The following is a 25,858-nucleotide window of genomic DNA, read 5'->3' on the forward strand; positions in this document are numbered from 1 at the left end:
TTTTATAGAAATGGCTTAGAAGCGGAAGCTTACACCCAGTTTCGCCACTGGTAACCATTCGTATTCGTTGTCATTACGAATAGCGCGTTCTTCTTCTTCAATTACTGATTCCACACTAGGAGAACCTTCTACTGGTGCTAAGCCAGATGCAGTTAAATTAACTTGCGGATTACCATTGTAGTAGGCACCAATTTCACCAAATACCCCCCAACGGTCAGTAATTGCTGGAGAGAAACCAATCCCTACATAAGGTGCGATATTATTTTTATATGACAGTTGACCATTCACACGCCCCTCCGTTGCGCCAGGAGCAAGTTGATACTGATTACCATCAATACTTAAAGTTTCACCAGCACCAATACGTTTTGAAAGATCATAATCATTATCAATATAAGCTACACCAGCTGCCATATAGAACCAGTTCGCCCAAGGACGGATTTCTGCATTTAAATATGTCAGGTTATTGTCCATATCTAAATCATATTTAGTACCATTAACTGAAAGGTCATCCGTCCAAGAAATATCGCCGCCGTTATAACCTAAAGTTACACCTACGTATGGGTTTGCACTCCAAGAAATCGCACCACCATAACCTGTTGTACCAACTTCAGCACGGACTGCAGCGGGTTTAAAGAAAGAGAAAGTTGAAACACCTTCATCTGTCACGACTGTCTGATCTGCTGCCATTGCTGAACCTGCTGCTGTAGCAAGCACTGAAATGGCTAAAATTTTATGTAAAGATTTCATCGTAATATGCTCCTCAAAATAAAAACTTATTTTTCATGTTTCGTACTATTGTTGATAAGCTTAAATATAAAGAAGTTCCCGCACAGTTTTTATGCACATTTTGCTCATTTTTTGTTATTTTTTGATACAAATCTATGTTTCTTTTTGAAAGATAACTCTTTTTTGAGGTGAAAGTTTAAGCAGATGTTTCTTCTATTGAGCGAAAACATTTTTCTTTATTATTAATTTCGATCTTAGCGCCAATTTTCATCTAACCCGTGTTCAATTTAGTGTAAAATCTTGAAAATTTTTTTGGAAGGAAGATCATGTCTCAGCTTTCAACGATTATTGAACAAGCGTTTGAAGATCGTGCTAATTTCACCGCGGCAGACTGCCCGGCTGAAATCCGTCAGGCAGTAGAGGAAGCTATTGCTGGCTTAGATAACGGTACACTGCGTGTAGCGGAAAAAATTGACGGTGAATGGGTTGTACACCAATGGTTGAAAAAAGCCGTTTTGTTATCTTTTAAACTGAACGACAACAAACCAATTGAGTCATGTGATCTTCGTTTCTATGACAAAGTCGACACAAAATTCAAAGGCTGGACTGAAGAACAGTTTAAAGCGGCTGGCGTACGCGTAGTACCCCCTGCAGTTGCACGTAAAGGTTCGTTCCAGGCGAAAAATGTGGTGCTGATGCCATCGTATGTCAACATTGGTGCATACGTAGATGAAGGCACTATGGTCGACACTTGGGCCACTGTCGGTTCATGTGCACAAATTGGTAAAAATGTACACTTGTCTGGTGGTGTTGGTATTGGTGGTGTACTTGAGCCACTCCAAGCCAATCCGACCATTATTGAAGATAACTGCTTCATCGGCGCACGTTCTGAAATCGTGGAAGGCGTGATTGTTGAAGAAGGTTCTGTGATTTCAATGGGCGTTTACATTGGTCAATCTACCAAGATTTATGACCGTGAAACTGGCGAAATCCACTACGGCCGTGTTCCTGCCGGCTCTGTAGTTGTTTCTGGTAGCCTGCCATCTAAATGTGGCACATACAGCTTATATGCTGCCATTATCGTGAAAAAAGTTGACGCGCAAACACGTGCGAAAACCAGCCTGAACGATTTATTACGCGAAGACTAATTTTTCTTTAGTTTAAGCGGAGCTATCGCTCCTCATCTCTACGGTTAGCAATGATCGTAGAGATTTTTGTTTTTCTACCCGGTGGTTAATTTGTTATGAGTACGCTTCGATCTTCCGCTATTCCTGTTTCTGATCCGTCTGCGGGTTTACGCATTACGGAGATCTTCTATTCATTACAAGGCGAAGCCAATACCTCAGGGCTGCCTACCGTATTTATCCGTTTAACCGGTTGTCCGCTGCGCTGTACTTATTGTGATACCACCTATTCTTTTGAAGGCGGCGAACGTCAGTCACTTGAAGCGATTATTCAGACCACGCTGGACTTTAACACACCATATGTCTGCGTGACAGGCGGTGAACCGCTGGCACAGCCGAATGCACTGCCTTTAATGCAGCGATTAGCAGATTTAGGCTGTGAAGTGTCCCTAGAAACCAGCGGTGCTTTAGATGTATCTAAGGTAGACCCGCGTGTTTCCAAAGTTTTAGATTTAAAAACCCCAACCTCGGGGGAAGTTGCACGGAATTTGCTTTCAAATCTGGACTATTTAACTGCGCATGATCAAATCAAGTTCGTAATTTGTAACCGTGAAGATTATGAATGGTCGAAGCAGCAAGTAGAGTTATATCAACTGCATAAAAAAGTCAGCACCGTCTGGTTTTCCCCTGCCTTTGAAGTTGAAAATGGTGCCGCACGCATGCCGCAACTGGCCCGTGATTTGGCCCAATGGATTTTAGAAGACCATCTCCCTGTTCGTTTTCAGCTACAGTTACACAAACTGCTGTGGAATGATGAAACTGGTCGTTAATCAGGCTGCTGTATAATTGCTCTGTTTGCAAAATTAAGCTGCGAAACGCAAAGCTCTATACACAGCTCAAATTGCTTTTTATTATTTTGGAGATTCTGATGCGCCCTCGTGCCATTGTATTGTTATCTGGTGGTTTAGACTCAACAACCTGTTTAGCGTGGGCGCAAGCGCGTTATGAATGTATCGCCCTCAGTTTTCGTTATGGCCAGCGTTCAACCACTGAACTGGACGCTGCCAAAGCCTTAACCCAGCGTGCAGGTGTAGAACATCGTGTTATTAATATTGATTTAGGTAACTTAGGTGGCTCTGCCCTGACCGATCATAATATTGAGGTACCCGAGCAGGAACAGGATGGTATTCCGGTGACTTATGTGCCAGCACGTAACACCATCTTCCTGTCTTATGCACTGGCAGCAGCGGAAGTATTTGATGCAGAAGCCATTGTTATTGGTATTAACGCGGTGGATTATTCCGGCTATCCGGACTGTCGTCCTGAGTTTATTGAGGCTTTTGCCAATATGGCGCGTTTGGCGACCAAAGTGGGCGTAGAAGGAAAACCACTCAAATTTGAAACACCTTTGTTACATTTATCCAAAGCAAATATCATTCGCTTAGGTCTTGATCATGGCGTAGACTATAGTCAAACGGTGTCTTGCTACCAGGCAGATGACCAAGGACGTGCTTGTGGAAAATGCGATAGCTGTCGTTTACGTAAACAGGGTTTCCTAGACGCAGGTGTGGCTGATCCAACACGTTATATACCGTAATGACAAGGTAGAATCTATGAAGAATTTAAAATCAAACATTATCCTTTCTGCGATTGTGTCTACTGTAGCCGTATTCGCAACATCTGCTCAGGCCAACACAGACAAATTGCAACAGGCATATAAAAGCACCAATGTAAAATCGGCGCTGATTAATGTTTGTAAAGAAGAAACTGCCAAAGGTAAAAAGTTAAGCGCTGCTGAAGTCAGCAAATACTGTACCTGTGCGGTTGAAGCAGATGGCAAGCTGACCAATGCACAAAAATGGGAAATCCAAAGTACCATTAACCAGAAGAAAAGCCCAAGTACCCTTGCTTTTGTCCAAAAACAAAACAAAGACTTACAGGCATGTTTTGGTCCTCAGTTAACCGGTAAATTAAAAACCTTAACTGAAGAAGCCATGAAAGCCGCGCAAGCGCAGCAAAAGAAATAATCATATAGTTCCTCCAGAGGCCTGCATCCATTGCAGGCTTTTTTTTACCCAGTTTGCTGCGTTCATTTTTCTCTACCGGTAATTTGTGAGAAAACGCAGGAAATTCGGTATGATAGAGGCAATTTAAAAACTGACACAATCTAAAAGGACGATATCATGAGCGACTTGAACTTACCGAATCAGACTTTTCCGACCACCACGGCGGAAATCAATCTGGCTGAACTACAGGCGGAATGGTTAATTGTGTATTTTTATCCAAAGGATTCCACTCCAGGCTGTACCACGCAGGCAGTAGATTTTTCTGGCCTGAAAGATCAGTTTGAGGCATTGGGTGCGACCATTCTTGGCGTGTCGCGTGATTCGGTGAAAGCACATCAGAACTTTACTGCCAAACAGAACCTGACGATTGATCTGATCAGTGATAAGGAAGAAGTGCTGTGCCAGCATTTTGATGTGATTAAAGAAAAAAATATGTATGGCAAAAAAGTCATGGGAATTGAGCGCTCTACCTTTATTTTCCATAACGGCCAGCTGGTCAAGGAATACCGTAAAGTCAAGGCTGCAGGACATGCCGAGCAGGTACTGGAAGATTTAAAAACCTTACAAGCCAACAGTTAAACAATTGCTGGATCGGAAAAAAGCCTGAGGTAAGCTCGGGCTTTTAATTCACTCATCACGTCTATTGTTATCTCATTATTGAACACGCCACTGACCTTTAAGCTGAATATTGACCTTTTCTCCAACACCACCCATCGCCTTTTTCATACCGAAATCACTACGCTGAATTTGGGTTGATGATTGCACATCCAGCAATTTCGGGTTTCCTGTATTCGGTTTTAAACTGGTATGAAAAACAACCGGACGCGTCACGCCGCGTAGGGTTAAATTACCGGCAATACGATATTGATCAGGACCTAAAGCAGTAAAACGCGTGCTTTTAAAACTGACGGTTTTATATTTTTGAGCATAGAATAAGTCCTCACCCAGAATCATATGTCTTAAAGACGGTTTACTCAGCTGCAGACTATCCACATTTAGCACAAATTGGGTTGAGGCCTGCTGCGGTGCTGTTGGATCAAAATGCATGACTGACTGCACCTCTTTAAACTGCCCTCCGACCAGTTGCACGCCCATGGACTTAATCTCAAAACCAACTTCACTTTTTGGGGTCAAGGTCCAGCGCTCGGCATAGGCCGGGCTGATACCCAACAGCATAATAGCCGCACCCAGTAAGCATTTGGTCTTTGACCTTGCTACATGTGACGGGTTCAAGTTCATCGCTTATCTCCTTGCTACACAGCTGGCTTGCTTTATCTCGTTAACAAGATGGAGCCGGCGAGCTTAGGTGAGATTACTACGGTCTTGCGCATGATATTTGTCTTGTAATTGTTGATAAACCGGCGTGTGCTGAAAATTCTGTAAAAATTTGATTGTGCCCGGCGGGAAGGCATCGGTCCAGATTTCTCCACGAAAATAGGCTTCACGTACCGGCGTGGCAGACATGGCACCTTCCAGACTGTCAAGCTCGACCATCTCCCACTCCGGGAAAAATTGCAGATAATAGGAAGACTCATCTTTAAAATGGCCAATTAAACCGACTTTGGCTTCTGGTCCGGCCACCGTGGCCACCAGCATTTTCACCAGTTTCTGCCATTTTTCATCGTTATATACATCGACCACATGCACAAATTTGATCCGCTGCTGCTGCTCTGGGCTAAAGTTGGACAGAATCATCTGCTGGCGTTCAGCGGCAGTAAACGGATTTTTGATATTGCGTTCATCTTGTGCTGAGCCCAGTGCCAAAATCACGTTTTCACTTTGCTCCAGCGCGATTAAAATGGTCTGCATATGTGCCAGATGAAAAGGCTGGAAGCGGCCAATAAACACAAGATAATCAAATTTATAATTCATAGCACATCAACTTTTATGAACTCACCAGTTGTGGCGTCAATAATAATTTTCGCCATAATAAGCCCATAAATTCAAATTAATTGAAAGCAAGGATAGTACGATGACACTGAGCTGTATTCAACAACCCCATCCACATTTGAATGCGAATTTAGACAATGGCGTACTGACCTTAGCCATTCAGCGCCCGGAAGCCAAAAATGCCCTGTATGGTGAACTGTATCTCTGGATTGCGCAGGCACTGGACGAAGCCGATCAGAATAAAGACGTCCGCGTAGTAATTTTACGCGGAGCCGATGCTGATTTCAGTGCCGGTAACGACATGCAGGACTTCATGAAGTTTATTCAAACACCATTGCAAGGCAAAGCTGGAGATACGCCACCCTTTGTATTGCTAAAAGCTGCTGCACGTTTTTCCAAACCACTGATTGCTGCGGTGCGTGGTGTAGCCATTGGCATTGGGGTCACGCTGTTATTACATGCAGATTTAGTCTATAGCGACAACACTGCCCTGTTCCAGATTCCATTTGTGAGCCTCGGCCTGTCCCCAGAAGGTGCGTCCAGCAAACTGCTGGTACAGCAAGCCGGTTTCCATAAAGCCGCAGAGCTGCTGCTAACTGCGCAGAAGTTTAACAGCGACAAAGCGCTAAACGCCGGTCTGGTCAATAGGATTGAAGAGGATGTATATGCCACTGCCCAGCAACAGGCGCACATTTTGGCAGCCTTACCACTGGCTTCTCTCAAACAAACCAAAGCGCTAATGAAACACAATCTGGATGAGATCATTGACTGTATTGATCATGAAGCGGAAATCTTTATGAAACGGGTCGGCTCACCGGAAATGATGGAAGCTGTACAGGCTTTTATGCAAAAACGTAAACCTGACTTTACCCAGTTTCATTAAGTATTATGCTCATCAACGTAGGTGCAGTCGCTGTGCCTACGTTTTTTATGGTTTAGTTGTTTTCTCTTTCTTTTATCTCTTTTGTGATGGTTCCCATGTCAAATTCGTCAGATCCCTTATCTTTAAACTCTGCATCATCTTCAACCGAGAAAAAACGCTATTACGAACCGGCACCACAAGATATTGATGTCGAAAACTTTCGTAAAGTCATCACCAGTCGCCGTTCAGTACGTAAATTTACAGACAAGCCCATTCCAGCGGATATTTTAGATGCCTGCCTGGATTTAGCCTTACTGGCACCGAACTCCTCCAATTTACAGCCGTGGACCTTTTATGTGGTCCAGAATCCGGCCAAGAAAAAGCAGCTGGTCAAAGCCTGTCTGAGTCAACTGGCAGCCAAAACTGCGGCCGAGCTGATTGTTTGTGTAGCACGCACCGACCGCATTGATGAAATGGCCAAACTCAATATTTCCGAGTTCCCGTTTCCTGAAGCGCCAGCCCCGGTAAAAAAATACTATAAATTTATTCCCTATAATTATAAAACTGGCTATTTCAATGCCTTCGGTCATTTCAAAAAAGTGGCCTTTAAAGTGGCACGTAGCTTGGACAAGCAATTGCCAGTGTCGGCATTTCATCCGGCCGATGCCAAACTGTGGGCCTCGAAAACTACCGCTTTGGCCTGTGAAAATCTGGTGCTGGCCTTACGCGCTTATGGCTTTGACAGCTGTATGATGGAAGGTTTTGATGAGCCAATGGTGCGTAAAATCTTAAAGCTGAATGAACAGCAATATGTGGTGATGGTAATTGCTGCCGGTGAACGTGCGAAAGATGGCGTGTTCTTCCCGCAATACCGGTTTGACCGGGAGTTGTTTATTCAGAAAGTTTAAACAAGATGTAAAAAGTCCCACTTTTCTTTAAGAGAGAAGCGGGACTGCTGCACAAGGGAGAGCTGATTAAAAGGCTCTCCTTCTCTGTCAGATATTCCAATATTCAACAATTAAAACTGCACATCTATCATCTGAATAAACTCGAATGCCGGTTCTTCATAAGGATGGCTATCTTTTAAGGCACGGGCTACATTTGCTGCGTTATCTTCCGGTACAATGATTTCCACCCGCCATTCCTCTACTTTTTCAAGCGTGCCGACTTCCCCAATATACGGGTCTGCGCCACGTAAGGGTTTAAATTGCCCGGTGCCCAGCACCTGCCAGGCACAGTGTTCATAATCGCCGATTCCCCCACCACCGGCTTTAAATACAGCAGCTTTGGTGGCTTCCAGATGCGATTCAGGCACATAAAAAATCAGTTTTAGCATAGTCACTCCCGGTATTGATCTATCTTTCATACCGTATTGACTGGCCTGTTGTCATCTGCTGTTTGCAAGAAATGACCTAAATCCTGAATAGCGCTACATCTGTTTGAATAGATACAGTACTGATCCCAAACAATTGCCCAGCTTTAGCTATGGGTTTGGATGAAACATGGCAATGGAATAGCGAGAATTATTGAATCTTCAAAATCGATTAGATCCTTTCTTTGCTTAGGCTATTCCATTGAGCCCATTATTTATCTCAGCAAGGTAATCTACTTTAAATTTTTCTTAAGACGCCTACAATATTCAGCATCTCGAAATTATCCTGATCGGTGTCCAGGGTATGTGACTTAATTTGCACCTGAATATGATCATTCACCTGAAAATGCCTTAACGGAAAACAGTGCTCATTGGCACTATAGGCGCCCGAACTCGGACTGTCCGACAGCAATTGGGTAATACTTAAACGCAGGTCATTTTTTCTGGAGATGGAAATTTTATCCTGATTGGCATACTGGCTCTGAATACCCTTGCCATACAACTGGATACAGAGCTGGTTATACTGTTTTTGCAGTGCCTGCGTATACTGAAAACCATCACTCCAGACCAGTCCTTGTGGCGCGGTCTGAATTCGGGTTTCCGGGTTTTTCACCAGTGAATCATCACCCAGATGAATTAAATGTAGCCCCTGCTGAAACACCACATGCGCTTCGGTTAAAGGCTTGAGCTGAACCAGATGACTATGCTGATCAATATATAAATGCTGGTTCTGATAGGACAGCAACAGGATTTCCGGTTGATAGCCCTCCATCCAGACCGTGCCGGCAATATGATCCGGATAATCATATTCACGAGGCAGATATAAAGTGTAACGGCCATCGGTCTGAGAATGGGTGTAATAGTTGTGTTCGCCCAGCTGCACATAGATTTTGGCTTGGGCGATAGGTTGCCCGCTGGCATCAAATACCTGACCTGAAACTGACCACTTTTCGCCTTGTGACTGCGTACCAGACTGGGACTGGGTTAAACTGGAATGCAGCGGCTGAGCATATCTGACAGATTCCTGAATCTTGGCACTCTCACCACCACAACCGTTCAGCATAATCAAGCTGGTAAAAATAGGAATGACCGTTCGCATCTGCATTTTTGTTATCCACTTTTATAATTATGCTGTTTATTGTACGGTGCCGGGCAAAATCAGCTATCCCCATTTTGGGATGAAACGCCGATAAAAAAGCCACCCGAAGGTGGCTTTTCAAAATAAGGTCAATTAACCAATGAATTTACGTGCGTTACGGAACATACGTAACCATGCACCATCTTCAGTCCATTCTTCAGGTTTCCAAGAATGTTGTACGGCACGGAAGTTACGCTCCGGGTGCGGCATCATAATCGTGGCACGACCATCTTTAGAGGTCACACCAGTAATCCCTTCTGGAGAACCGTTCGGGTTCAGTGGATAGTGCTGGGTCACATTGCCCTGACTGTCGACATAACGCAGGCTGATCTGGTTGCCAGCATTTAATGCGGCAAAGTCTTCAGCGCTGGCAACAGCACGACCTTCACCATGCGCAACCGCGATTGGCAAAATTGAACCTTCCATGCCATCAAACAGAATCGAGTTTGATTTTTCTACACGCACGTTCACAGTACGCGCTTCAAACACTTCAGAGGTATTGCGATGGAAACGTGGCCAATGCTCTGCACCCGGAATCAGTGGTGCTAGTTGTGACAGCATTTGACAGCCGTTACAGATACCCACACTGAAAGTTTCTTGACGGTTAAAGAATTTCTCGAACTGATCACGCAGTTTGGCATTAAACAGCACCGATTTTGCCCAGCCACCGCCGGCACCTAAAACGTCACCGTAAGAGAAACCGCCACAGGTGACCAGACCTTCAAAGTCATCCAGGCTGATACGACCGGCCAGCAGATCACTCATGTGTACGTCAACGGTGTTGAAACCGACTTTATCAAACGCAGCCGCCATTTCAACATGACCGTTAACCCCCTGCTCACGCAGAATCGCCATGTTTGGACGACGGGTGTTGATGTACGGTGCTTCAACCGGCTCGTTCAGGTCATAAGTTGGCTGCGCGATAATCCCCTGATGGGCTTTATCTGCAATTAAGGCAAATTCCTGATCAGCATTTTCAACGTTGTCACGTAAACGCTGGATCTGATAAGACACTTCTGCCCATGCCTGTTGCAGGTCAGTACGTTCCAGCACCAAACCGTTTACCGCCAACTGGTCAGAATTGTTGACTGTACCGACAACCGCAATTGCATCTTTCAATGTCGACGCTGCAACTTCAGCTTGTAATGCTTCCCAATCTGCTTTGGTAATTTGCAGCACAGCACCAATTTCTTCAGCAAACAGGCTTGCAGTCGATTGATCTTCCAGTGCCACACCCAAGCGTGACGCAAACATCATCTCTGCAACAGTAGCCAATAAACCACCATCACCGATGTCGTGGTAGGCTTTAATCAGGCCACGGTTGTTCCAGTCTTGTACCAATGCGAAGAAGGCTTTGAAGTCATCGAAGCTGTCGACATCTGGTGTCACTGAACCAATCGCTTTGTACACTTGCGCCAGGATCGAACCACCCAGACGGAATTGGCCTTTAGACAGGTCGATACGTACCAGTACAGATTCAAGATTTTTCAGTTCTGGTGTTAATGTCTTACGCACATCAGTCACAGGTGCAAATGCAGTGATCACGCCTGACATTGGCGAAGTGACAGATTTGTCTTCACCTTCGTCATTCCAAGTCGTACGCATAGACAGTGAGTCTTTACCAACAGGAATGGCAATGCCCAGTGCTGGACACATTTCCATACCAATCGCTTTTACGCCTTCGAACAGTGCCTGATCTTCACCTTTTTGTCCTGCTGCTGCCATCCAGTTCGCAGACAGTTTAATATCGCCAATCTGGTCAATTTTTGCAGACATCAGATTGCTGATCGCTTCAGCCACCGCTAAACGTGCAGACGCTGCCGGGTTCAATAATGCCACTGGTGGACGTTCACCCATGGCCATCGCTTCACCGGTATAACCCACCAGGCTTGTGGTTGTTACTGCAGCATCCGCTACAGGCACTTGCCATGGGCCAACCATCTGGTCACGTGCCACCATACCGGTAATCGAACGGTCACCAATAGTGATCAGGAACGATTTAGAGGCAACGGTCGGGTTTTTCAGGACACGGTAAATCGCATCTTTCAGATCTGTCACTTGAGCTGCATCAAAATCATCGCCTTTACGCTCGATGCTTTCATATGAACGGCTCATACGTGGTGTACCGCCCAGCATCACCTGCATTGGCATATCCACTGGCTTGTTGCCAAAAAGTGGATCTTCAACGGTTAAATGACGCGCTTCAGTCGCTTCACCCAGTACCGCAAACGGACAACGTTCACGCGCACAGATCGATTCAAACAACGCTAGAGATTCTGGACGGATTGCCAGTACATAACGCTCTTGTGCTTCGTTAGACCAGATTTCCATTGGCGACATGCCTGGCTCAAGCGATGGAATCTTACGTAAATCCAGTACCGCACCGAGCTCATGATCGTTGACCAGTTCTGGCATTGCGTTTGAAATACCGCCCGCACCAACGTCATGCACCGATACGATTGGGTTTTCATCTTCCATGCGCCAGCAGGTATCAATTACTTCCTGGCAACGGCGTTCCATTTCCGGGTTTTCACGTTGTACAGAAGCGAAGTCCAGGCTCTCACCCATGGTACCGCTGTCTACAGAAGACGCTGCACCACCACCTAAACCGATCAGCATGGCTGGACCACCAAGCACGATGAGTAGATCGCCCGGTTGAATTGCATCTTTTTCGACATGATCCGGACGGATGTTCCCGTAACCACCGGCAATCATAATTGGCTTATGGAAGCCTTTGACTTCGCCATTGACATTTTGTTCAAAGGTACGGAAGTAACCATTTAAGGCAGGACGACCGAATTCGTTGTTAAACGCCGCACCACCGAGTGGACCTTCAATCATGATTTGCAGCGGAGAGGCCATACGTGATGGTTTGCCGTAGTTATCTTCCCATGGCTGTTCAAAGCCTGGAATGTTCAGGTTCGATGTGGTGAAACCAGTTAAACCTGCTTTAGGCTTACCACCACGACCGGTTGCGCCTTCATCACGGATTTCACCGCCTGAACCGGTTGCCGCACCAGCAAATGGAGCAATTGCGGTTGGGTGGTTATGGGTTTCCACCTTCATCAGGATGTGAGCCGCCTGGCTCTTGTATTTATAAACGTATTGACCGTTTTCTTCTTGCGTTGGGTAGAAACGCTGGGTATCAAAACCTACAATCACCGAGGCGTTGTCTTTATATGCTGACAATACATCGGTTGGTGATTCTTTATAGGTGTTCTTGATCATCTGGAACAAAGACAACGGCTGAACTTCACCATCAATGGTCCATTCTGAACCGAAGATTTTATGACGGCAATGCTCAGAGTTGGCTTGCGCAAACATCATCAGTTCGATGTCGTTCGGGTTACGGCCCAGTTTGGTGAAAGCTTCAGTCAGATAATCAATTTCATCTTCAGACAGTGCAAAACCAAATTCATTGTTGGCTTTAACCAGTGCTTCTTTGCCCTGACCCAGAATATCAATCGAGTTTAACGGTTTTGGTGCGGTTTCCACGAACAGTGCGGCTGCATCTGCAATGTCAGTAAACACGCTTTCGGTCATGCGGTCATGCAAGATCTGTAATGCTTCTTTAGAAAGCGCTTTTACACCTTTTAGGGTAAACAGCAATCCGCGCTCCATACGGTGCACTGGAATATTACAGTTGGCAAAAATATCCGTCGCTTTGGATGACCACGGCGAAATGGTACCGACACGTGGGGTCACTAAAATTTGGACTTCGTCACTGGCAGGCTGACGTAATTCAAAAGATGCGCCATCATTTAACAGCTCTAAAGCTGATTGTTGCTGCTGCTCGTTGAGCGCTTGGTCAAACAGATAGATCCATTGGCTATCGAAAGATTGAACAGAACTAATTGACGATAAACGTGATAATAGTTGAGTTTTCTTAAAAGAAGAATGTGCAGGTGCACCGGCCACGATAAACATGCTGATTTTGGCTCCACGGGCAGATCTTTTGGACCTCGCCACAATGTGACTTGAAGAGAGCACATATTCTACTGTGAAATGAGCCAATCAGCTATAGAGGAAACAAGAAAACTCGTACTAAAATATTTGATATTTTTAAAATAATACTTTTATTATCAGGCAAAAGAATTGAATTTAGCCGAAAATCTTAACATAAATTGTAATAGAAAAATTAATTTTTTTTAAGAATAGTTCTACTCAGGAAAATTGTCTTATTTTTCAACAGTTCTATACGCATGATGAAAGCTAGTCCTAGATTGTCTGAATAGCCTGCTGCAGAACCAGAAATTAAATTTTTTGTACGAATTAATCATCCTAAAAGCTGAGTACTCATATCCACCCGAAGAGAGCGTTGCTGTCATCCGCTCAGGATCTCTTTGGTCTTTGCCTTTGTGAACCTTGAACCCTGAGACTTCACCCCTCTTAGATGGGATTTTTACGTTCAATATTTCTAATATTTTTCGTCCTGTATTCTCTTGAGTTTAACTTGATTTATTCACCTAAAAGAAAGAATGAAAATAAGGAAATCCAACCCTTATAATCTCATACCCCGAATATGTCACAAAAGTTTTTCCATTATGTATTTCACTCCCTAATATCAGGGATAATTTAGTAGTTAATATATAGCCATTCTCAAGAAAAAAGCCCTATATAAATATCCACCCTAAAATTATCTTTGCATCTATTTGATAAATGATTACTTATCTTTCATAAAAAACACTTATCAATAATATGAAGAAATAACATTTAAAATAAATTTTATCCAATTCATTCTACAAAAATTGGTTTAAAATATAAGCTTTGAGTAGCAAGTAAAAATCGAAAAAATATGTATTTTTTAAGTTTTGTTACTTTTTTTAACATTTTAAATTAATGCAAACTTCAACAAGTTTTAATCCAATCTATAAATTACTGTAATTCCTAAAAAATATTTATATATTTGACCCTGCAAAATCATAGTTTTTTATTTAAAAACCACCCCTATATCAGTAAAAAACCTTACTTCCCACTGACTTCATCAGTGAATTTGATGGTTTTATGTTAAGCTCTAGCTCAATTGCTGAGGCAAGGTCCATTTTTGGACTCACCTACGTACATCTTTTTATGCTGTGGATCAAATATCGGCTAGATATTTAAACACCAGATTTCTCATTTTCCGCAGCTTTATGCTCTGCCTGTTTTAGAGCCTTAGTCCGTCACCAAAAGATTTGTTTTTTAAAATAAAGGTGCCTCGCTTAAGGAGTAATTATGTTTCAATTCACTAGTACAACCACTGTACTATTGATGGTGCTTTTTTACGGCATTACCTTTGTACTGTCGTTACGTATTAAACAAAAAAATGAAAATGTCGATGGCTATATGGTCTCGAATGGTTCTATTGGCTTTGGTATGTCTGCGGCCAGCATGACCGCAACTTGGATTTGGGCAGCGTCATTCTATGCAGCTGCCTCTTCAGGTTATAAATACGGCGTTTCCGGTGCCTTGCACTACGGCCTCTGGGGCGCGCTGATGATTTTGTTTATTTATCCTTTTGGTAAGCGCTTTCGTGAGTTGGCACCCAATGCACATACGCTGGCAGAAATTATGCATGCCCGCCATGGCAACCAGAGCCAGATGATTTTGGCAGGTTCCAATATTGTGGGAAGTGTCATCAGTTTGATGGTGAATTTTACTGCAGCAGGTGCCTTGGTCGAAATTTTATCTCCCCTAAGCTTTGTACATGGCGTCTTGATCACCGGGATTGGTGTGCTGTCTTATACCCTCTGGTCTGGCTTCCGTTCCTCTGTATTTACCGATTTTGGCCAGCTGGTGGCGATGATCGTGGCGGCGGTGATCATTATCCCAACGCTGTTCTTCACTTTGGGCGGACCGTCCCTGTTTCAAACGGGTATTCACAACCTGCAGCCTGAACAGCTCGATTTCTTCTCTAAAACTGCATTTCTAGAACAAGGTGCGCCTTTCTTCGTCGCAGTCCTGGCGTATGCCATCGGTAACCAGACTATTGCCCAGCGTTTATTTGCGGTACGGGAAGACTTGATTAAACCCAGTTTTATTACGGCGACGATTGGTTATGCCGCGATTGTGATCGGGTTGGGGATGCTCGGCTTACTGGCCTTGTTTGCCGGAATTCAACCGATTGATGGCAACTTGAATAACCTGATTCCACAAATGGCAGCGACGTATCTCTCTCCATTTATGGTGGCCCTGTTATTTATCATGGTGATCGGTGCGCTGTCTTCAACGGCTGACTCGGATTTATCTGCCTTGTCTGCCATTGTGATGACTGACATTTATGGAAAACAGATTGCCAAAAACCAACCTAATCCCAAGAAAATGCTGTTTATTGGTCGTATAACCATGATTGTCGCCACCATGCTTGGGATCATTATCGCCACTTTAAAATTTGACATTTTATCAATGCTGATTTTTGTGGGTGCACTTTGGGGGTCTATTGTATTTCCGGTAATTGTCAGCCTGTATTGGGACAAAGTGAATTCTCGTGCCTTTAACTGGTCGGTCGGGCTCGCCTTCGTCAGCTTCCTGATTGTCCGTTTTGAATGGATTCCAATTCAGGGCTTGATTGCGCTTGGCTTTGAGCTACTTGCAACCCTGGGTATTGGTGTGGTGCTGGGTCTGATGACCTTTGGTTTCTTCGGCAAAAAAGTCGGTTTGGTGGTGGGTATCTTGGCCAGTATTGGCTTCATGCCATGGACCATCGGCTTCTTGCGTGAATACGGCACCTTATTAAGTTCACTGACTGCTTATGGCAGTAGTGCTCTGGTCTGTACTGTTCTGACCTTGGTCTACAGTAAAGAACGATTTGATTTTAAACAAATCAACAAGATGGTGATTGAATTTCACCAGCTATCTGAGAAAAGTAAATAAGGAGATTTCAGATGACTAGTCAATTATTGACCCTATATGTACTTTTTTGGCCGTTGATCGCAAGCCTGGTCTTGTTCACAATTTGCTTGAATGTCTATAAAGATGCACAACAAGCCAAGGAAACTGGTGAAGGGCTGGTGTAATTTTAACTCTTCATGAAAAAGCAGGCTCATTTGGCCTGTTTTTTATGGCCGTTTCATATTGTTTGAATCACTTGTCTATATTGAGGAGCAAGATTTTTTCTGCTTTTCATTCCCATGACAATTCATGTCGCCTCACTCTAGTACTGGGCTTGGTTTTTTGGCATGATGCAAAGCAGTAAATAATTGAATAATGATAAATGACACAGATGCGTTGGTTAGAACTGCTTTCGACAGTTCGGATTGGTAGTAAAAAGCAAAGTACTGAACAGGCGCGTAGCCCGTTTCATAAAGATTATGACCGTATTATTTTCTCGCAGAGTTTCCGGCAGCTGAACCGCAAAACCCAGGTCCATCCGCTTACCCAACATGATGGTATTCATACCCGCCTGACCCATTCGCTGGAAGTGTCCTGTATTGGCCGTTCACTGGGGATGCTGGCAGCAGAAAAAATCAAGGATCAACTGCCTCCGTGGATTACCCCGGCCGATGTCGGCGCGATTATTCAGGCTGCCTGTCTGGCGCATGATATTGGCAATCCGCCTTTTGGTCATGCCGGTGAATATGCCATTCGTGAATGGTTTGATGATGCCTCACATACCGACTTTTTAAAGGACCTAAGTCCGGAACAGGAAGCCGATGTACGCCAGTTTGAAGGTAATGCCCAAGGCCTGCGCCTGCTGACCAAAATTGACTATCATCCGCATGATGGTGGTATGCGTCTGACCTATGCTACCTTGGGTGCCTATTTAAAATATCCGTGGCTGTCGAAAACCATGGCCTCGCAGGGCAATCGTCCAGCCAGTCAGCGCGCCAAATTCGGCTGCTATCAGGCAGAAAAAGACATTCTGAAACAGATTGCCGAACAGCTCGGCCTGATTGAAATCGGACCTTATCGTTATTGCCGCCATCCGCTGACCTATTTACTCGAAGCCGCAGATGACATCTGCTATGCGCTGATTGATCTGGAAGATGGCATCATCCTGAACATGCTCAGCTATGATGAGGTCGAACCGATTTTCCTGAACCTGATTGGCGATTATGGCATGCCGGAAGAACTGTCTTTGGACAGCACCACCTGGCAGCAGAAAATTGCCGCGCTACGTGGCCGGGTCATGAAACGTCTGGTCGATGAAGTCACCAGCGCCTTTGCCAAGCAGCATGACCAGATTCTTTCGGGCCAGCTGAAAGGGACCTTACTGCAATATTGCTCGGCCGATATTGAAATTGGCATTAACCGGGCCAAAGAACTGGCGCGTGATAAAATTTTTGAACATCCGCAAAAAGCCGGTCTGGAAATTATTGCCCATCAGAGCCTGCAAAGTATTCTGGATGCCTTTATTCCGCTGACCACACCGCATAAAACCTTAAGCTTTAAAGAGCAGCGGCTGATGGCGATTTTGCAGCGTTCCGGTGCCCATTTTGGTCCAGATCACTATGACAATATCATGCAGGTGCTGGATATTATCTCAAAATTCTCGGATCATCAGGCGTATAACCTGGCGCAGGAATTACAAGGCAATAAAGCCGGATTCTTTTAAGTACAGCCTGCCGTTTTGGGAGAACCTCCAAAACTGCTTTATACTTTTGCGCGTGCTGACATTGCTTGTGCAACACCCCGGCCCATCGGCTGTATATCGCAGAGCATCACAGAAAAGTGGATGACTTCAAGATGCAGACGACAGGCTCGGAACTGAAAAATTTAACCGAATAGAAGTGAATAAACTGAATGATTGGATGTCTGATTGGTGAGGTGTTTGCCCTCGAAGCCCCTACGGTCTTATTAAATGTCAATGGTGTGGGCTATGAAGTCGATACACCGCTGTCTACATTTTGCCAATTACAAAAAGGCCAGAAAGTCACCTTATGGACCCATTTAGCAGTCCGTGAAGATGCTCAACTGCTATATGGTTTTCTTGATGCGCAGGAAAAAACCATTTTCCGCACCCTGCTCAAGGTCAACGGTGTTGGTCCAAAAATGGCACTCGGCATTCTATCGACTTTAAGCGTCGACATGCTGATTCACACGGTTGAACATGAAGATATTAACACCCTGGTCAAAGTACCGGGTGTCGGCAAAAAAACCGCTGAACGACTGATGATTGAACTGCGCGACCGCTTTAAAGCGATGGCTGCTGGCAATACACCAAGCAACACCAGCAGCGCACAAATCCAGTTTATGGGGAACTCTGCCGTGGCCGAAGCCGAAGCTGCGTTACAGTCACTGGGTTACAAACCACAGGAAGCACAAAAACTGGTGAATGCTGCCAAAGGCGACTTCACCGAAGCCAGCGACATTATCCGGGCAGCATTAAAGTCGATGAACAAATAGATAGCTCTATCTTGCCTCAAGGCCAGCATGAGATACGCGAAAATGTCATTCGCAACTGTTTGAGGCAGGAAGCATTTGCACAAAAATGTTTCTGCGATATAGTCGAGACGAATCATCTTTTGACGAGTTTTGCGAATGACGATGGTTTTGCTTACTTTTTGCCGAATGAGAAATATATCTCGCAAGGTAAGGCCAACCACAGGTTATTCCCGAAATTTAATTTTCTTGGAACATCCGTCAAAAAGCGCTTTTGACGTCTGACCCATTAAACTGTATTTACCTGAAGTTTACATAATATATGCAAGACCGTCTTATCAGTGGTTCTGAAAAACCCGAAGATCAAATTGATCGCGCCATCCGCCCCACCTCCCTCGATGACTACATCGGTCAACCGGTGGTGCGTGAACAAATGGAAATCTTTATTGGTGCAGCGCGCGGCCGCGGCGAAGCCCTCGATCACACCCTGATTTTCGGCCCACCGGGCTTAGGTAAAACCACCCTGGCCAATATTATTGCCCGTGAAATGGGCGGCAACCTGAAATCGACCTCAGGGCCGGTCCTGGAACGTGCCGGTGACTTGGCAGCCATGCTGACCAACCTTGAAGAAGGCGATGTACTGTTTATTGATGAAATTCATCGCCTGTCACCAGTGATTGAAGAAATCCTCTATCCGGCGATGGAAGATTACCAGCTGGACATCATGATTGGTGAAGGCCCGGCAGCGCGTTCGATCAAACTGGACTTGCCGGCATTTACTCTGGTCGCCGCCACCACGCGGGCCGGTCTGCTCACTTCGCCGCTGCGTGACCGTTTCGGGATTGTGCAGCGTTTAGAATTCTACTCGGTGGAAGATCTGACCCATATCGTAAAACGTTCTGCCAGTTTAATGGATGTCCCGATGACCGAAGAAGGCGCGGCAGAAATTGCCCGCCGTTCCCGCGGCACACCGCGTATTGCCAACCGCTTGTTGCGCCGGGTACGTGACTATGCCCAGGTCAAAGGCACCGGCGAAGTCACCCATGCAATGGCCCAGCGCGCTCTGGATATGCTCAATGTCGATAAAGATGGCCTAGACACCCTGGATCGTCGCTATCTGTCGATGTTACTGGAACGTTTTGATGGCGGACCTGCCGGGGTTGAAGCACTGGCCGCAGCCATGGCGGAAGATTCAGGCACCTTGGAAGATGTGATTGAGCCTTATCTGATTCAGCAAGGTTATGTGATGCGTACCGCACGTGGCCGGATTGCCACCAATATGGCTTATTTGCAGTTTGGCATGACCCCGCCGGAACCGAAATAACAGCAATGCCTGACCTTCATTGCTTATGAGATGATGAAGGTCTTTGATAAATAACAACTTGAATACATACTCGAACAACAATAATGATGACCGAACAACAACTAATTCAACACCTTCAGCAGCATTTTGATGAGCTGATAGAGCAATTGCAGCCAATCCGCCCCCTACCTTATGGCAAACCATTCCAGTTTTTCAGTGAATCTGAACTGAACTATCTGAACCAGCTTTTGCAAGGCAATCTCAGTCCCTGACTGAGCTTCGACTTTAAAAATGAACGCGGCAAAATCATTGATGCAGATCGAGCCGGCATTGAACAGATCGACCTGCATCGGCATGGGCACTGGTCCATTGATGCCATCCATTTTGATCAGCTATGTGTCATCCACTGGATTAGCCTGTATTTTTCTGAAGAACTTAACCCCTTTATTGAAACCTATACCCAACCACCCGCTTCAGTAAAACCGAAACAGAAGCTTGCCCTGATTCTGACATTAGTGGCTGTGCTGGGCGGAATTGGCTGTTATCTGCTGCAAGACGCTGTAGGGATTGTCTTATCTGTGGCTGCGTTCTTTCTTAGTCTGATCTGGTATGGCTTACTTTAGCTACGGCAATATTTTGCCAATAAGCAGCCTCAGCAGTTTGAGCGAACTTTCGTGATCAGCAGCTATTTCGCCTTGCATCTACGCGATTATGCGGTGGAGCGGCTGTACCTCAGTCATCCGGACAGTGCCTAAAACCGCGCTATCAAAATTGCCAATAGTCAAGCACAGGCGGTATGGCAAAAAAAAGCATAAATCACGTGCCAATTCACCTAATTCAACCTGTACCGAACGATAAATATCCAATCTTGGCTCTACATTCTTTATACCTTTGCCACTGGATTTGACACCTTGTGCCATAGGAGCAAAAAGTCATTATGCTAAACTGCAAAGCCAACCCAGTCGGGCATTTGACAGAACCTCAGACAACTTCAATCCAGTTCTGTACGGCCCTTCCAGACCAAAACTGAAAATTGTAATGGAACAGTATCATGGCGAATAAATTTGAATTTCAAATTCGTATCTATATGGAAGACACCGATGCAGGCGGGATTGTATACCATGCCAATCATATTCGTTTCATGGAGCGCACCCGGACCGAATGGCTGCGTGCTTCCGGCGTCGATCATTATTGGCATCAAAACGACTATAACTTTGTCGTGCATAAAATTAATGTCAAATATATACGTCCAATCTTAATGGATGATCTGATTACTGTTACAGCAAGTGTTGTTTCGTGTAAAGCAACGTCATTTGTATTGCAACAAAATATTTATCGTGGTGAAATCATGCTTGCTTCTGGTGAGGTGGAATTGGCATGTTTAAGTTCTGAAATGCGTCCACGTCGCCTTCCGGATGAAATTCGTGGCCTGATTCTAAAAGAGCTAGGACAGGACCAAGACTAAAAACTTATGGCACTACGTAACTATGGCAACACAATTAGAATCATCTCTACAAGTCTCTGATCTTATTTTGCAGGCAAGCCCTGTGGTACAACTGGTCATGTTGGTGCTGTTACTGGCCTCCTTGTATAGTTGGTATCTGATCGCCAAGTTACATCTCAGTTATAAAAAAGCCCAGGCTGATGATGATCATTTCCAGAAAATCTTCTGGTCTGGTGCTGAATTAAATACGCTATATAACAACGCCCAACTCAATTCCAAACGCACCGGCCTGGAAGATATTTTCTATCAGGGTCTGGGTGAATTTCTCAAATTGAAAAAACGTCATGCCCCGACTGCACAAAGTCTAGAAGGTACCGAACGTATTTTACGTGTCGGTTTAAGCCGTGACCAAGGCCAACTGGAACAAGGCTTAGGCGCGCTGGCCAGCATTGGCTCTGTGGCACCGTATATTGGTTTATTTGGAACCGTGTGGGGCATTATGAATGCCTTTATTGGCCTGGCCGATGTCGATCAGGTAACACTGGCTACCGTTGCACCGGGGATTGCCGAAGCGCTAATTGCCACCGCAATTGGTTTATTTGCCGCAATTCCAGCAGTCCTGGCCTTTAACCATTACACCGCCAAAGGTGAAAGCCTCTATTCAGACCGTGCCTTGTTTGCTGAAGAGATGGTGGCCTTATTACAACGTCAGTCTTTGGGTTCAGCACGGGAACATGACTAATGGCCATTCAACGTTCCGGACGCTTCGAGCGTATTAAAAAGCCCTTAAAAAGTGATATGAACGTGGTGCCTTACATCGACGTGATGTTGGTGCTGCTGGTCATTTTTATGGTCACTGCCCCAATGATTACCAGCGGTATCAATGTCGATTTGCCGCAGGCCAATGGCAATCCGATTGAATCCAAAGATGCGCCAGCTGTGGTCAGTCTGAACAAAGACGGCCAGTATTTTCTGAAATACAAAGCCCAAAACTCCAGTCAGCCGCTAACACTCAGTGAACTGACTGCCGTATTAAGTGAAGCACAGCAACAGGCGCAAGCAGAAAATAAAGAACTGCATGTGGTGATTGAAGGTGAAAAATCTCGTGCGTATGGCGAAGTCATGGCCCTGATGAGCAGCCTTCAGGACGCCGGTTTAACTCAAGTTGGCTTACTGACTGAGCCATTAAAGTAAATGATGAAAAGATTGCAAAAACCACCGTTTCAGCAAAAAGCACTGGCCATTGGCTTCACGCTCGGCGTGCATGTCATTGCCGTGGTGGGTTTACTTTATCTGGGCATGAGCCAGCCACCGGAGCCACCCAAACAGATTCGGACCGTGCTGATTAAACCGGAAGATTTACCCCCAGTTACTCGTGAAGAAACCGAGTTTGCTGAGACCGCACATAAAAATGTAGCAGCCGAGATTCAGCAAACCGCGACTCCGGTTGAAGACGCTCCGGTAATTCCGGTCGCACCACCAGCTGTGCCTCAGCCAGAACCGGCCAAAGCACAACCAAGCAATACTGCCGAACAGCAAAAACGCCTAGAGGCTCGTGCGCAGGCGGAAGCAGAAAAATTACAGGCACAACAGGCCCAGCGCGCCAAAGCAGAAGCTGAACGTAAAGCCCAAGCCGCAGAAAAAGCCAAGGCCACTGCACAGGCCAAAGCCGAGGTCGAAGCCAAACGCCGCAGCGAAGCCGAAGCCCTGCGTAAGGCAGAAGCTGCAGAAAAAGCCAAACTTGATGCACGTCGTAAGGCGGAAGTGGAAGCAAAACGTAAAGCCGAAGCGGCAGATAAGGCCAAGGCTGATGCGGCAGCCAAGGCGAAGGCAGATGCAGAGGCGAAACGTAAAGCCGATGCTGAAGCCAAACGCAAAGCCGAGGCTGCGAATAAGGCCAAAGCAGAAGCAGCAGCCAAAGCCAAGGCTGAAGCGGAGGCCAAACGCAAAGCCGAAGCAGCTGAAAAAGCCAAAGCCGATGCAGCTGCGAAAGCAAAAGCGGATGCAGAGGCCAAAGCCCGCGCTGAAGCAGAAGCCAAAGCTTCGGCGGCCAAACAGGCGGCTGAAGAAGCGGCACAAAAGAAAGCTGAAGCCAAACGGATTGCCTCTACAGCCAAACGCGATTTTGAAAACAAGATCCGTCGGGCCTGGGATATTCCGGTCGGCTCTTCTGGCAAAACTGCCACGGCACGGGTTACGCTGACCGACAGCGGTTCGGTAGCCTCGGTGATTGTGAACTCCAGTGATCCGGACATGAAAGCCAGTGTCGAGGCCGCGGTACGTGCTGCTGCACCATATCCAATGCCTTCGGACCCGGATGCACGCCGTGAAGCACGCAGTTTCACCTCAAGCTTTACTGCCAAATAAGCTGACTCACCATCCTGTCAAAAGCCGGGATGGCCTGTTATTTTTCAGTTACACTGCACAACAAGCGACAAAATTTTATTCACTTTTCACAGTGTTATAACAGTTTGGTCATAATTCTCTGCTTTAAATCTCAAATAAGCATGGCATTATGTAGAACAATCACATCAACAAGAATTATGTTTTGAGTAAATAGCGAATGATGGAAATGAAGCCTAAACATCTACTTTGCTTGGCAATTTTTACCGCCTTGGGTCCAATAATGGTCTCTCAAACCCATGCCCAGCTGCATCTGGAAATTGCCAAAGCACCTGCAGAAGCCCCAAAAATTGCCATCATTCCGTTTAGTAATGATCAAAGCATTTACCCGATTGTTGAAAATGACCTGAACCGTTCCGGCAAATTCACCAGCTCATCAAAAAACTTGCCGGCAAGTGCAGCAAATAATAGTCCTAATGCCGCTGCCTGGCAGGCCGCCGGTGTACCTTATGTGGTGACTGGTACCAGCAAGCCAACCGCAGATGGTGGCTTTGAAATTCACTATCAGCTGTATGATGTGCAAAAGCAGCAGTATTTATTAAACGAATTACTGACTGTACCGGCTTCACGTACCCGTCAGGCTGCGCACATGATCAGTGACACCATCTATGAAGCACTGACCGGTATTAAAGGCGATTTCAGTGGTCGTATTGCCTATGTCTTGCGGAATCCGGCCACTCCGGAGCAGCGCTATACCCTGCAAATTGCCGACACCGATGGTGAACAGCCAAGAACCATTCTGACTTCACGCGATCCAATCTTGTCGCCGGCCTGGACGCCAGATGCCAAGAAAATTGCCTACGTGTCCTTTGAAACCAAACGCCCTGCGATTTATGTTCAGGATTTATCTACCGGTTCACGTGAAAAACTGGCCAGCTTCCGTGGCTTAAATGGCGCACCAAGCTTCTCTCCAGATGGTTCACGCATGCTGTTTACTGCTTCAATGCACGGCAATCCGGAAATTTACGAGATGGATCTGGGCACGCGTCAACTCAAGCGCATGACCAATGACAGCGCCATTGATACAGAAGCACGCTACGCACCCGATGGTAAATCGTTTATTTTTACTTCAGATCGTGGCGGCTCAGTGCAAATCTATCGCTATGACCTGAACACGGGCAGCAGCAAACGTCTGACCTTCCGCGGCGCATTTAATGCGCGTGGTACTTTAAGTGCCGATGGTAAAAAACTGGCGCTGGTTCATCGTCCAAGTGGCAGCAATTATAAAGTTGCGATTCAGGACATTAATACCGGCATTACCAATATCCTCACCCCAACCAGCCTGGATGAATCTCCAAGCTTCTCACCAAATGGACAGATGGTGGTCTATGCAACCCGTGAAGGTGCGCGTGGCCTGCTGTCCATTATGTCTTTAGATGGTCGTTTCCGTATGAATTTGCCAAGTGAACAAGGTGAAGTGCGTGAACCGGCTTGGGCACCAAAATAAGAGCAACTGAACAACCAAGTTTCATGGAGATGAAAATGAACGCAGTAAAATTATTTGTATTGCCTGTACTGGCCTCAGCGCTGGTGATGACTGGCTGTGCCAACCGTAAGCCTGCAACCGATGTTCAAGCAGGACAAACACCGACCTCTTCAACCACGGTCAATACACAAGGCTTAAGTGATGATGCAGCCTTGAATGCACAAAACCTGGCCGGTGCATCTGCCAAAGGTGTAACTGAAGCCAATAAAGCATTCTTGGCGAAACGTGTGGTGCACTTTGACTATGACAGCAGCGAACTGTCGAATGAAGACCTACAAACCCTACAGGCACATGCACAATTCCTGATGGCCAATGCCAACTCGAAAGTCGCGCTTACAGGTCATACCGATGAACGTGGTACCCGTGAATACAACATGGCCCTTGGTGAGCGTCGTGCCAAAGCAGTCGAAAGCTTCCTGGTCACCACAGGCGTGAATCCGGGTCAATTGGAACCGGTCAGCTATGGTAAAGAAATGCCGGTTAACCCAGGTCATGATGAAAGTGCCTGGAAAGAAAACCGCCGTGTTGAAATCAACTACGAAGCGGTACCACCTTTACTGCGTTAAGATGGCATCATTGAGCAGAGTTGCTCAATATAAAAAAGCGCTCCATCGGGCTAATGCCAGTCAGTTAAGAGATTGACTGGCTTTTTCTTGGGTATTTTTGAGGTTTTCCTTTTACAACCCTTGGATAACTCCTCACTCTTCTCTCAGGTATAACATATCGATTAGATTTCTCCATTAA

25 protein-coding genes are annotated in these 25,858 nt (G+C 45.7%); 18 read left to right on the forward strand and 7 right to left on the reverse strand.

Annotation, left to right across the window (positions count from 1 at the left end; all coding sequences use genetic code 11):
* Window positions 1-15: 15 nt before the first annotated feature.
* A complete protein-coding gene (gene carO / locus FTT68_RS09725) occupies window positions 16-747 on the reverse strand; it encodes an ornithine uptake porin CarO type 6 (protein ID WP_180175308.1) in 732 nt (243 codons plus the stop codon).
* 305 nt (window positions 748-1,052) lie between these two features.
* Here carO and dapD point away from each other — a divergent pair, with 305 nt between their 5' ends.
* From dapD to FTT68_RS09750, 5 genes are all read left to right on the forward strand, one after another.
* Window positions 1,053-1,874 carry a 2,3,4,5-tetrahydropyridine-2,6-dicarboxylate N-succinyltransferase gene (gene dapD, locus FTT68_RS09730; RefSeq protein WP_005176646.1) on the forward strand — a complete coding sequence of 274 codons (822 nt, stop codon included), beginning with the start codon at window positions 1,053-1,055 and terminating at the stop codon, window positions 1,872-1,874.
* Between the two features lie 95 nt (window positions 1,875-1,969).
* Window positions 1,970-2,680, forward strand: a complete 711-nt coding sequence (gene queE / locus FTT68_RS09735; RefSeq protein WP_075167785.1) for a 7-carboxy-7-deazaguanine synthase QueE — start codon at window positions 1,970-1,972, stop codon at window positions 2,678-2,680.
* A gap of 98 nt (window positions 2,681-2,778) precedes the next feature.
* Entirely contained in the window at window positions 2,779-3,447 is a 669-nt protein-coding gene (gene queC / locus FTT68_RS09740) for a 7-cyano-7-deazaguanine synthase QueC (RefSeq protein WP_005176642.1), read from the forward strand.
* Between the two features lie 16 nt (window positions 3,448-3,463).
* Window positions 3,464-3,877, forward strand: coding sequence for a hypothetical protein (locus tag FTT68_RS09745; protein WP_005176638.1), 414 nt, complete (start codon window positions 3,464-3,466; stop codon window positions 3,875-3,877).
* Window positions 3,878-4,033: 156 nt separating this feature from the next.
* Window positions 4,034-4,495, forward strand: a complete 462-nt coding sequence (locus FTT68_RS09750; RefSeq protein WP_005176635.1) for a peroxiredoxin — start codon at window positions 4,034-4,036, stop codon at window positions 4,493-4,495.
* 75 nt (window positions 4,496-4,570) lie between these two features.
* Here FTT68_RS09750 and FTT68_RS09755 read toward each other — a convergent pair whose 3' ends face one another.
* Together FTT68_RS09755 and FTT68_RS09760 are read right to left on the reverse strand one after the other, a co-directional pair.
* Complete coding sequence (locus FTT68_RS09755) at window positions 4,571-5,155, reverse strand: YceI family protein (protein WP_168405206.1); 585 nt, start codon at window positions 5,153-5,155, stop codon at window positions 4,571-4,573.
* Window positions 5,156-5,218: 63 nt separating this feature from the next.
* Entirely contained in the window at window positions 5,219-5,788 is a 570-nt protein-coding gene (locus tag FTT68_RS09760) for a nicotinate-nicotinamide nucleotide adenylyltransferase (RefSeq protein WP_075174739.1), read from the reverse strand.
* Window positions 5,789-5,888: 100 nt separating this feature from the next.
* On the opposite strand from FTT68_RS09760, the gene FTT68_RS09765 reads away from it, so the two are divergent.
* Both FTT68_RS09765 and FTT68_RS09770 read left to right on the forward strand, forming a co-directional pair.
* On the forward strand, window positions 5,889-6,689 hold the full coding sequence (locus FTT68_RS09765; RefSeq protein WP_180036435.1) for an enoyl-CoA hydratase: 801 nt from the start codon (window positions 5,889-5,891) through the stop codon (window positions 6,687-6,689).
* 95 nt (window positions 6,690-6,784) lie between these two features.
* On the forward strand, window positions 6,785-7,576 hold the full coding sequence (locus FTT68_RS09770) for a nitroreductase family protein (RefSeq protein WP_180036434.1): 792 nt from the start codon (window positions 6,785-6,787) through the stop codon (window positions 7,574-7,576).
* A 110-nt stretch (window positions 7,577-7,686) separates the two neighbouring features.
* On the opposite strand, the gene FTT68_RS09775 is transcribed toward FTT68_RS09770, so the two are convergent.
* The 3 genes from FTT68_RS09775 to purL all read right to left on the reverse strand — a co-directional run bounded on the left by FTT68_RS09775 (window position 7,687) and on the right by purL (window position 13,105).
* Entirely contained in the window at window positions 7,687-8,004 is a 318-nt protein-coding gene (locus FTT68_RS09775; protein ID WP_005176621.1) for a hypothetical protein, read from the reverse strand.
* A gap of 274 nt (window positions 8,005-8,278) precedes the next feature.
* On the reverse strand, window positions 8,279-9,145 hold the full coding sequence (locus tag FTT68_RS09780) for a carboxypeptidase regulatory-like domain-containing protein (RefSeq protein ID WP_168391092.1): 867 nt from the start codon (window positions 9,143-9,145) through the stop codon (window positions 8,279-8,281).
* A gap of 126 nt (window positions 9,146-9,271) precedes the next feature.
* The gene (purL, locus tag FTT68_RS09785; RefSeq protein WP_168389677.1) at window positions 9,272-13,105 is read right to left on the reverse strand and encodes a phosphoribosylformylglycinamidine synthase; all 3,834 of its coding nucleotides are present in this window, start codon (window positions 13,103-13,105) and stop codon (window positions 9,272-9,274) included.
* Window positions 13,106-14,392: 1,287 nt separating this feature from the next.
* Between purL and FTT68_RS09790 the strand changes: the two genes are divergently transcribed.
* From FTT68_RS09790 to ruvB, 5 genes are all read left to right on the forward strand, one after another.
* Window positions 14,393-16,030 (forward strand): sodium:solute symporter family protein, encoded by a 1,638-nt coding sequence (locus FTT68_RS09790; RefSeq protein ID WP_005176615.1) that lies wholly within the window; start codon window positions 14,393-14,395, stop codon window positions 16,028-16,030.
* 11 nt (window positions 16,031-16,041) lie between these two features.
* Entirely contained in the window at window positions 16,042-16,173 is a 132-nt protein-coding gene (locus FTT68_RS13980) for a putative transporter small subunit (protein WP_005176614.1), read from the forward strand.
* 197 nt (window positions 16,174-16,370) lie between these two features.
* The gene (locus FTT68_RS09795; RefSeq protein ID WP_005176613.1) at window positions 16,371-17,711 is read left to right on the forward strand and encodes a deoxyguanosinetriphosphate triphosphohydrolase; all 1,341 of its coding nucleotides are present in this window, start codon (window positions 16,371-16,373) and stop codon (window positions 17,709-17,711) included.
* 188 nt (window positions 17,712-17,899) lie between these two features.
* Window positions 17,900-18,502: a Holliday junction branch migration protein RuvA gene (ruvA, locus tag FTT68_RS09800; RefSeq protein ID WP_005176612.1), complete on the forward strand. Its 603-nt coding sequence runs from the start codon at window positions 17,900-17,902 to the stop codon at window positions 18,500-18,502.
* A 298-nt stretch (window positions 18,503-18,800) separates the two neighbouring features.
* Window positions 18,801-19,802, forward strand: a complete 1,002-nt coding sequence (gene ruvB, locus FTT68_RS09805; RefSeq protein ID WP_005176611.1) for a Holliday junction branch migration DNA helicase RuvB — start codon at window positions 18,801-18,803, stop codon at window positions 19,800-19,802.
* A 164-nt stretch (window positions 19,803-19,966) separates the two neighbouring features.
* On the opposite strand, the gene FTT68_RS09810 is transcribed toward ruvB, so the two are convergent.
* A complete protein-coding gene (locus FTT68_RS09810; protein ID WP_160243422.1) occupies window positions 19,967-20,164 on the reverse strand; it encodes a hypothetical protein in 198 nt (65 codons plus the stop codon).
* 668 nt (window positions 20,165-20,832) lie between these two features.
* Here FTT68_RS09810 and ybgC point away from each other — a divergent pair.
* From ybgC to pal, 6 genes are all read left to right on the forward strand, one after another.
* Window positions 20,833-21,246, forward strand: a complete 414-nt coding sequence (gene ybgC, locus FTT68_RS09815; RefSeq protein WP_180175309.1) for a tol-pal system-associated acyl-CoA thioesterase — start codon at window positions 20,833-20,835, stop codon at window positions 21,244-21,246.
* Between the two features lie 22 nt (window positions 21,247-21,268).
* Window positions 21,269-21,967: a protein TolQ gene (gene tolQ, locus FTT68_RS09820; protein ID WP_005176608.1), complete on the forward strand. Its 699-nt coding sequence runs from the start codon at window positions 21,269-21,271 to the stop codon at window positions 21,965-21,967.
* The gene (gene tolR, locus FTT68_RS09825; RefSeq protein ID WP_180047275.1) at window positions 21,967-22,419 is read left to right on the forward strand and encodes a protein TolR; all 453 of its coding nucleotides are present in this window, start codon (window positions 21,967-21,969) and stop codon (window positions 22,417-22,419) included. Before tolQ ends, tolR begins: the two co-directional genes overlap by 1 nt.
* 3 nt (window positions 22,420-22,422) lie before the next feature.
* Window positions 22,423-23,592, forward strand: a complete 1,170-nt coding sequence (tolA, locus tag FTT68_RS09830; RefSeq protein WP_180175310.1) for a cell envelope integrity protein TolA — start codon at window positions 22,423-22,425, stop codon at window positions 23,590-23,592.
* A 199-nt stretch (window positions 23,593-23,791) separates the two neighbouring features.
* Window positions 23,792-25,075, forward strand: a complete 1,284-nt coding sequence (gene tolB, locus FTT68_RS09835) for a Tol-Pal system beta propeller repeat protein TolB (RefSeq protein WP_370459252.1) — start codon at window positions 23,792-23,794, stop codon at window positions 25,073-25,075.
* Between the two features lie 35 nt (window positions 25,076-25,110).
* A complete protein-coding gene (gene pal, locus FTT68_RS09840) occupies window positions 25,111-25,680 on the forward strand; it encodes a peptidoglycan-associated lipoprotein Pal (protein ID WP_005176597.1) in 570 nt (189 codons plus the stop codon).
* Window positions 25,681-25,858 lie beyond the last annotated feature (178 nt).

The sequence above is a fragment of the Acinetobacter sp. Q85-2 genome (assembly GCF_013420555.1).
Lineage (GTDB): Bacteria > Pseudomonadota > Gammaproteobacteria > Pseudomonadales > Moraxellaceae > Acinetobacter > Acinetobacter indicus.

Excerpts from the sequence above, each read along its gene's own strand:
- carO (WP_180175308.1), bottom strand. The coding sequence starts at position 747 with ATGAAATCTTTACATAAAATTTTAGCCATTTCAGTGCTTGCTACAGCA.
- dapD (WP_005176646.1), top strand. The coding sequence starts at position 1,053 with ATGTCTCAGCTTTCAACGATTATTGAACAAGCGTTTGAAGATCGTGCT.
- queE (WP_075167785.1), top strand. The coding sequence starts at position 1,970 with ATGAGTACGCTTCGATCTTCCGCTATTCCTGTTTCTGATCCGTCTGCG.
- queC (WP_005176642.1), top strand. The coding sequence starts at position 2,779 with ATGCGCCCTCGTGCCATTGTATTGTTATCTGGTGGTTTAGACTCAACA.
- FTT68_RS09745 (WP_005176638.1), top strand. The coding sequence starts at position 3,464 with ATGAAGAATTTAAAATCAAACATTATCCTTTCTGCGATTGTGTCTACT.
- FTT68_RS09750 (WP_005176635.1), top strand. The coding sequence starts at position 4,034 with ATGAGCGACTTGAACTTACCGAATCAGACTTTTCCGACCACCACGGCG.
- FTT68_RS09755 (WP_168405206.1), bottom strand. The coding sequence starts at position 5,155 with ATGAACTTGAACCCGTCACATGTAGCAAGGTCAAAGACCAAATGCTTA.
- FTT68_RS09760 (WP_075174739.1), bottom strand. The coding sequence starts at position 5,788 with ATGAATTATAAATTTGATTATCTTGTGTTTATTGGCCGCTTCCAGCCT.
- FTT68_RS09765 (WP_180036435.1), top strand. The coding sequence starts at position 5,889 with ATGACACTGAGCTGTATTCAACAACCCCATCCACATTTGAATGCGAAT.
- FTT68_RS09770 (WP_180036434.1), top strand. The coding sequence starts at position 6,785 with ATGTCAAATTCGTCAGATCCCTTATCTTTAAACTCTGCATCATCTTCA.
- FTT68_RS09775 (WP_005176621.1), bottom strand. The coding sequence starts at position 8,004 with ATGCTAAAACTGATTTTTTATGTGCCTGAATCGCATCTGGAAGCCACC.
- FTT68_RS09780 (WP_168391092.1), bottom strand. The coding sequence starts at position 9,145 with ATGCAGATGCGAACGGTCATTCCTATTTTTACCAGCTTGATTATGCTG.
- purL (WP_168389677.1), bottom strand. The coding sequence starts at position 13,105 with ATGTTTATCGTGGCCGGTGCACCTGCACATTCTTCTTTTAAGAAAACT.
- FTT68_RS09790 (WP_005176615.1), top strand. The coding sequence starts at position 14,393 with ATGTTTCAATTCACTAGTACAACCACTGTACTATTGATGGTGCTTTTT.
- FTT68_RS13980 (WP_005176614.1), top strand. The coding sequence starts at position 16,042 with ATGACTAGTCAATTATTGACCCTATATGTACTTTTTTGGCCGTTGATC.
- FTT68_RS09795 (WP_005176613.1), top strand. The coding sequence starts at position 16,371 with ATGACACAGATGCGTTGGTTAGAACTGCTTTCGACAGTTCGGATTGGT.
- ruvA (WP_005176612.1), top strand. The coding sequence starts at position 17,900 with ATGATTGGATGTCTGATTGGTGAGGTGTTTGCCCTCGAAGCCCCTACG.
- ruvB (WP_005176611.1), top strand. The coding sequence starts at position 18,801 with ATGCAAGACCGTCTTATCAGTGGTTCTGAAAAACCCGAAGATCAAATT.
- FTT68_RS09810 (WP_160243422.1), bottom strand. The coding sequence starts at position 20,164 with ATGGATGGCATCAATGGACCAGTGCCCATGCCGATGCAGGTCGATCTG.
- ybgC (WP_180175309.1), top strand. The coding sequence starts at position 20,833 with ATGGCGAATAAATTTGAATTTCAAATTCGTATCTATATGGAAGACACC.
- tolQ (WP_005176608.1), top strand. The coding sequence starts at position 21,269 with ATGGCAACACAATTAGAATCATCTCTACAAGTCTCTGATCTTATTTTG.
- tolR (WP_180047275.1), top strand. The coding sequence starts at position 21,967 with ATGGCCATTCAACGTTCCGGACGCTTCGAGCGTATTAAAAAGCCCTTA.
- tolA (WP_180175310.1), top strand. The coding sequence starts at position 22,423 with ATGAAAAGATTGCAAAAACCACCGTTTCAGCAAAAAGCACTGGCCATT.
- tolB (WP_370459252.1), top strand. The coding sequence starts at position 23,792 with ATGGAAATGAAGCCTAAACATCTACTTTGCTTGGCAATTTTTACCGCC.
- pal (WP_005176597.1), top strand. The coding sequence starts at position 25,111 with ATGAACGCAGTAAAATTATTTGTATTGCCTGTACTGGCCTCAGCGCTG.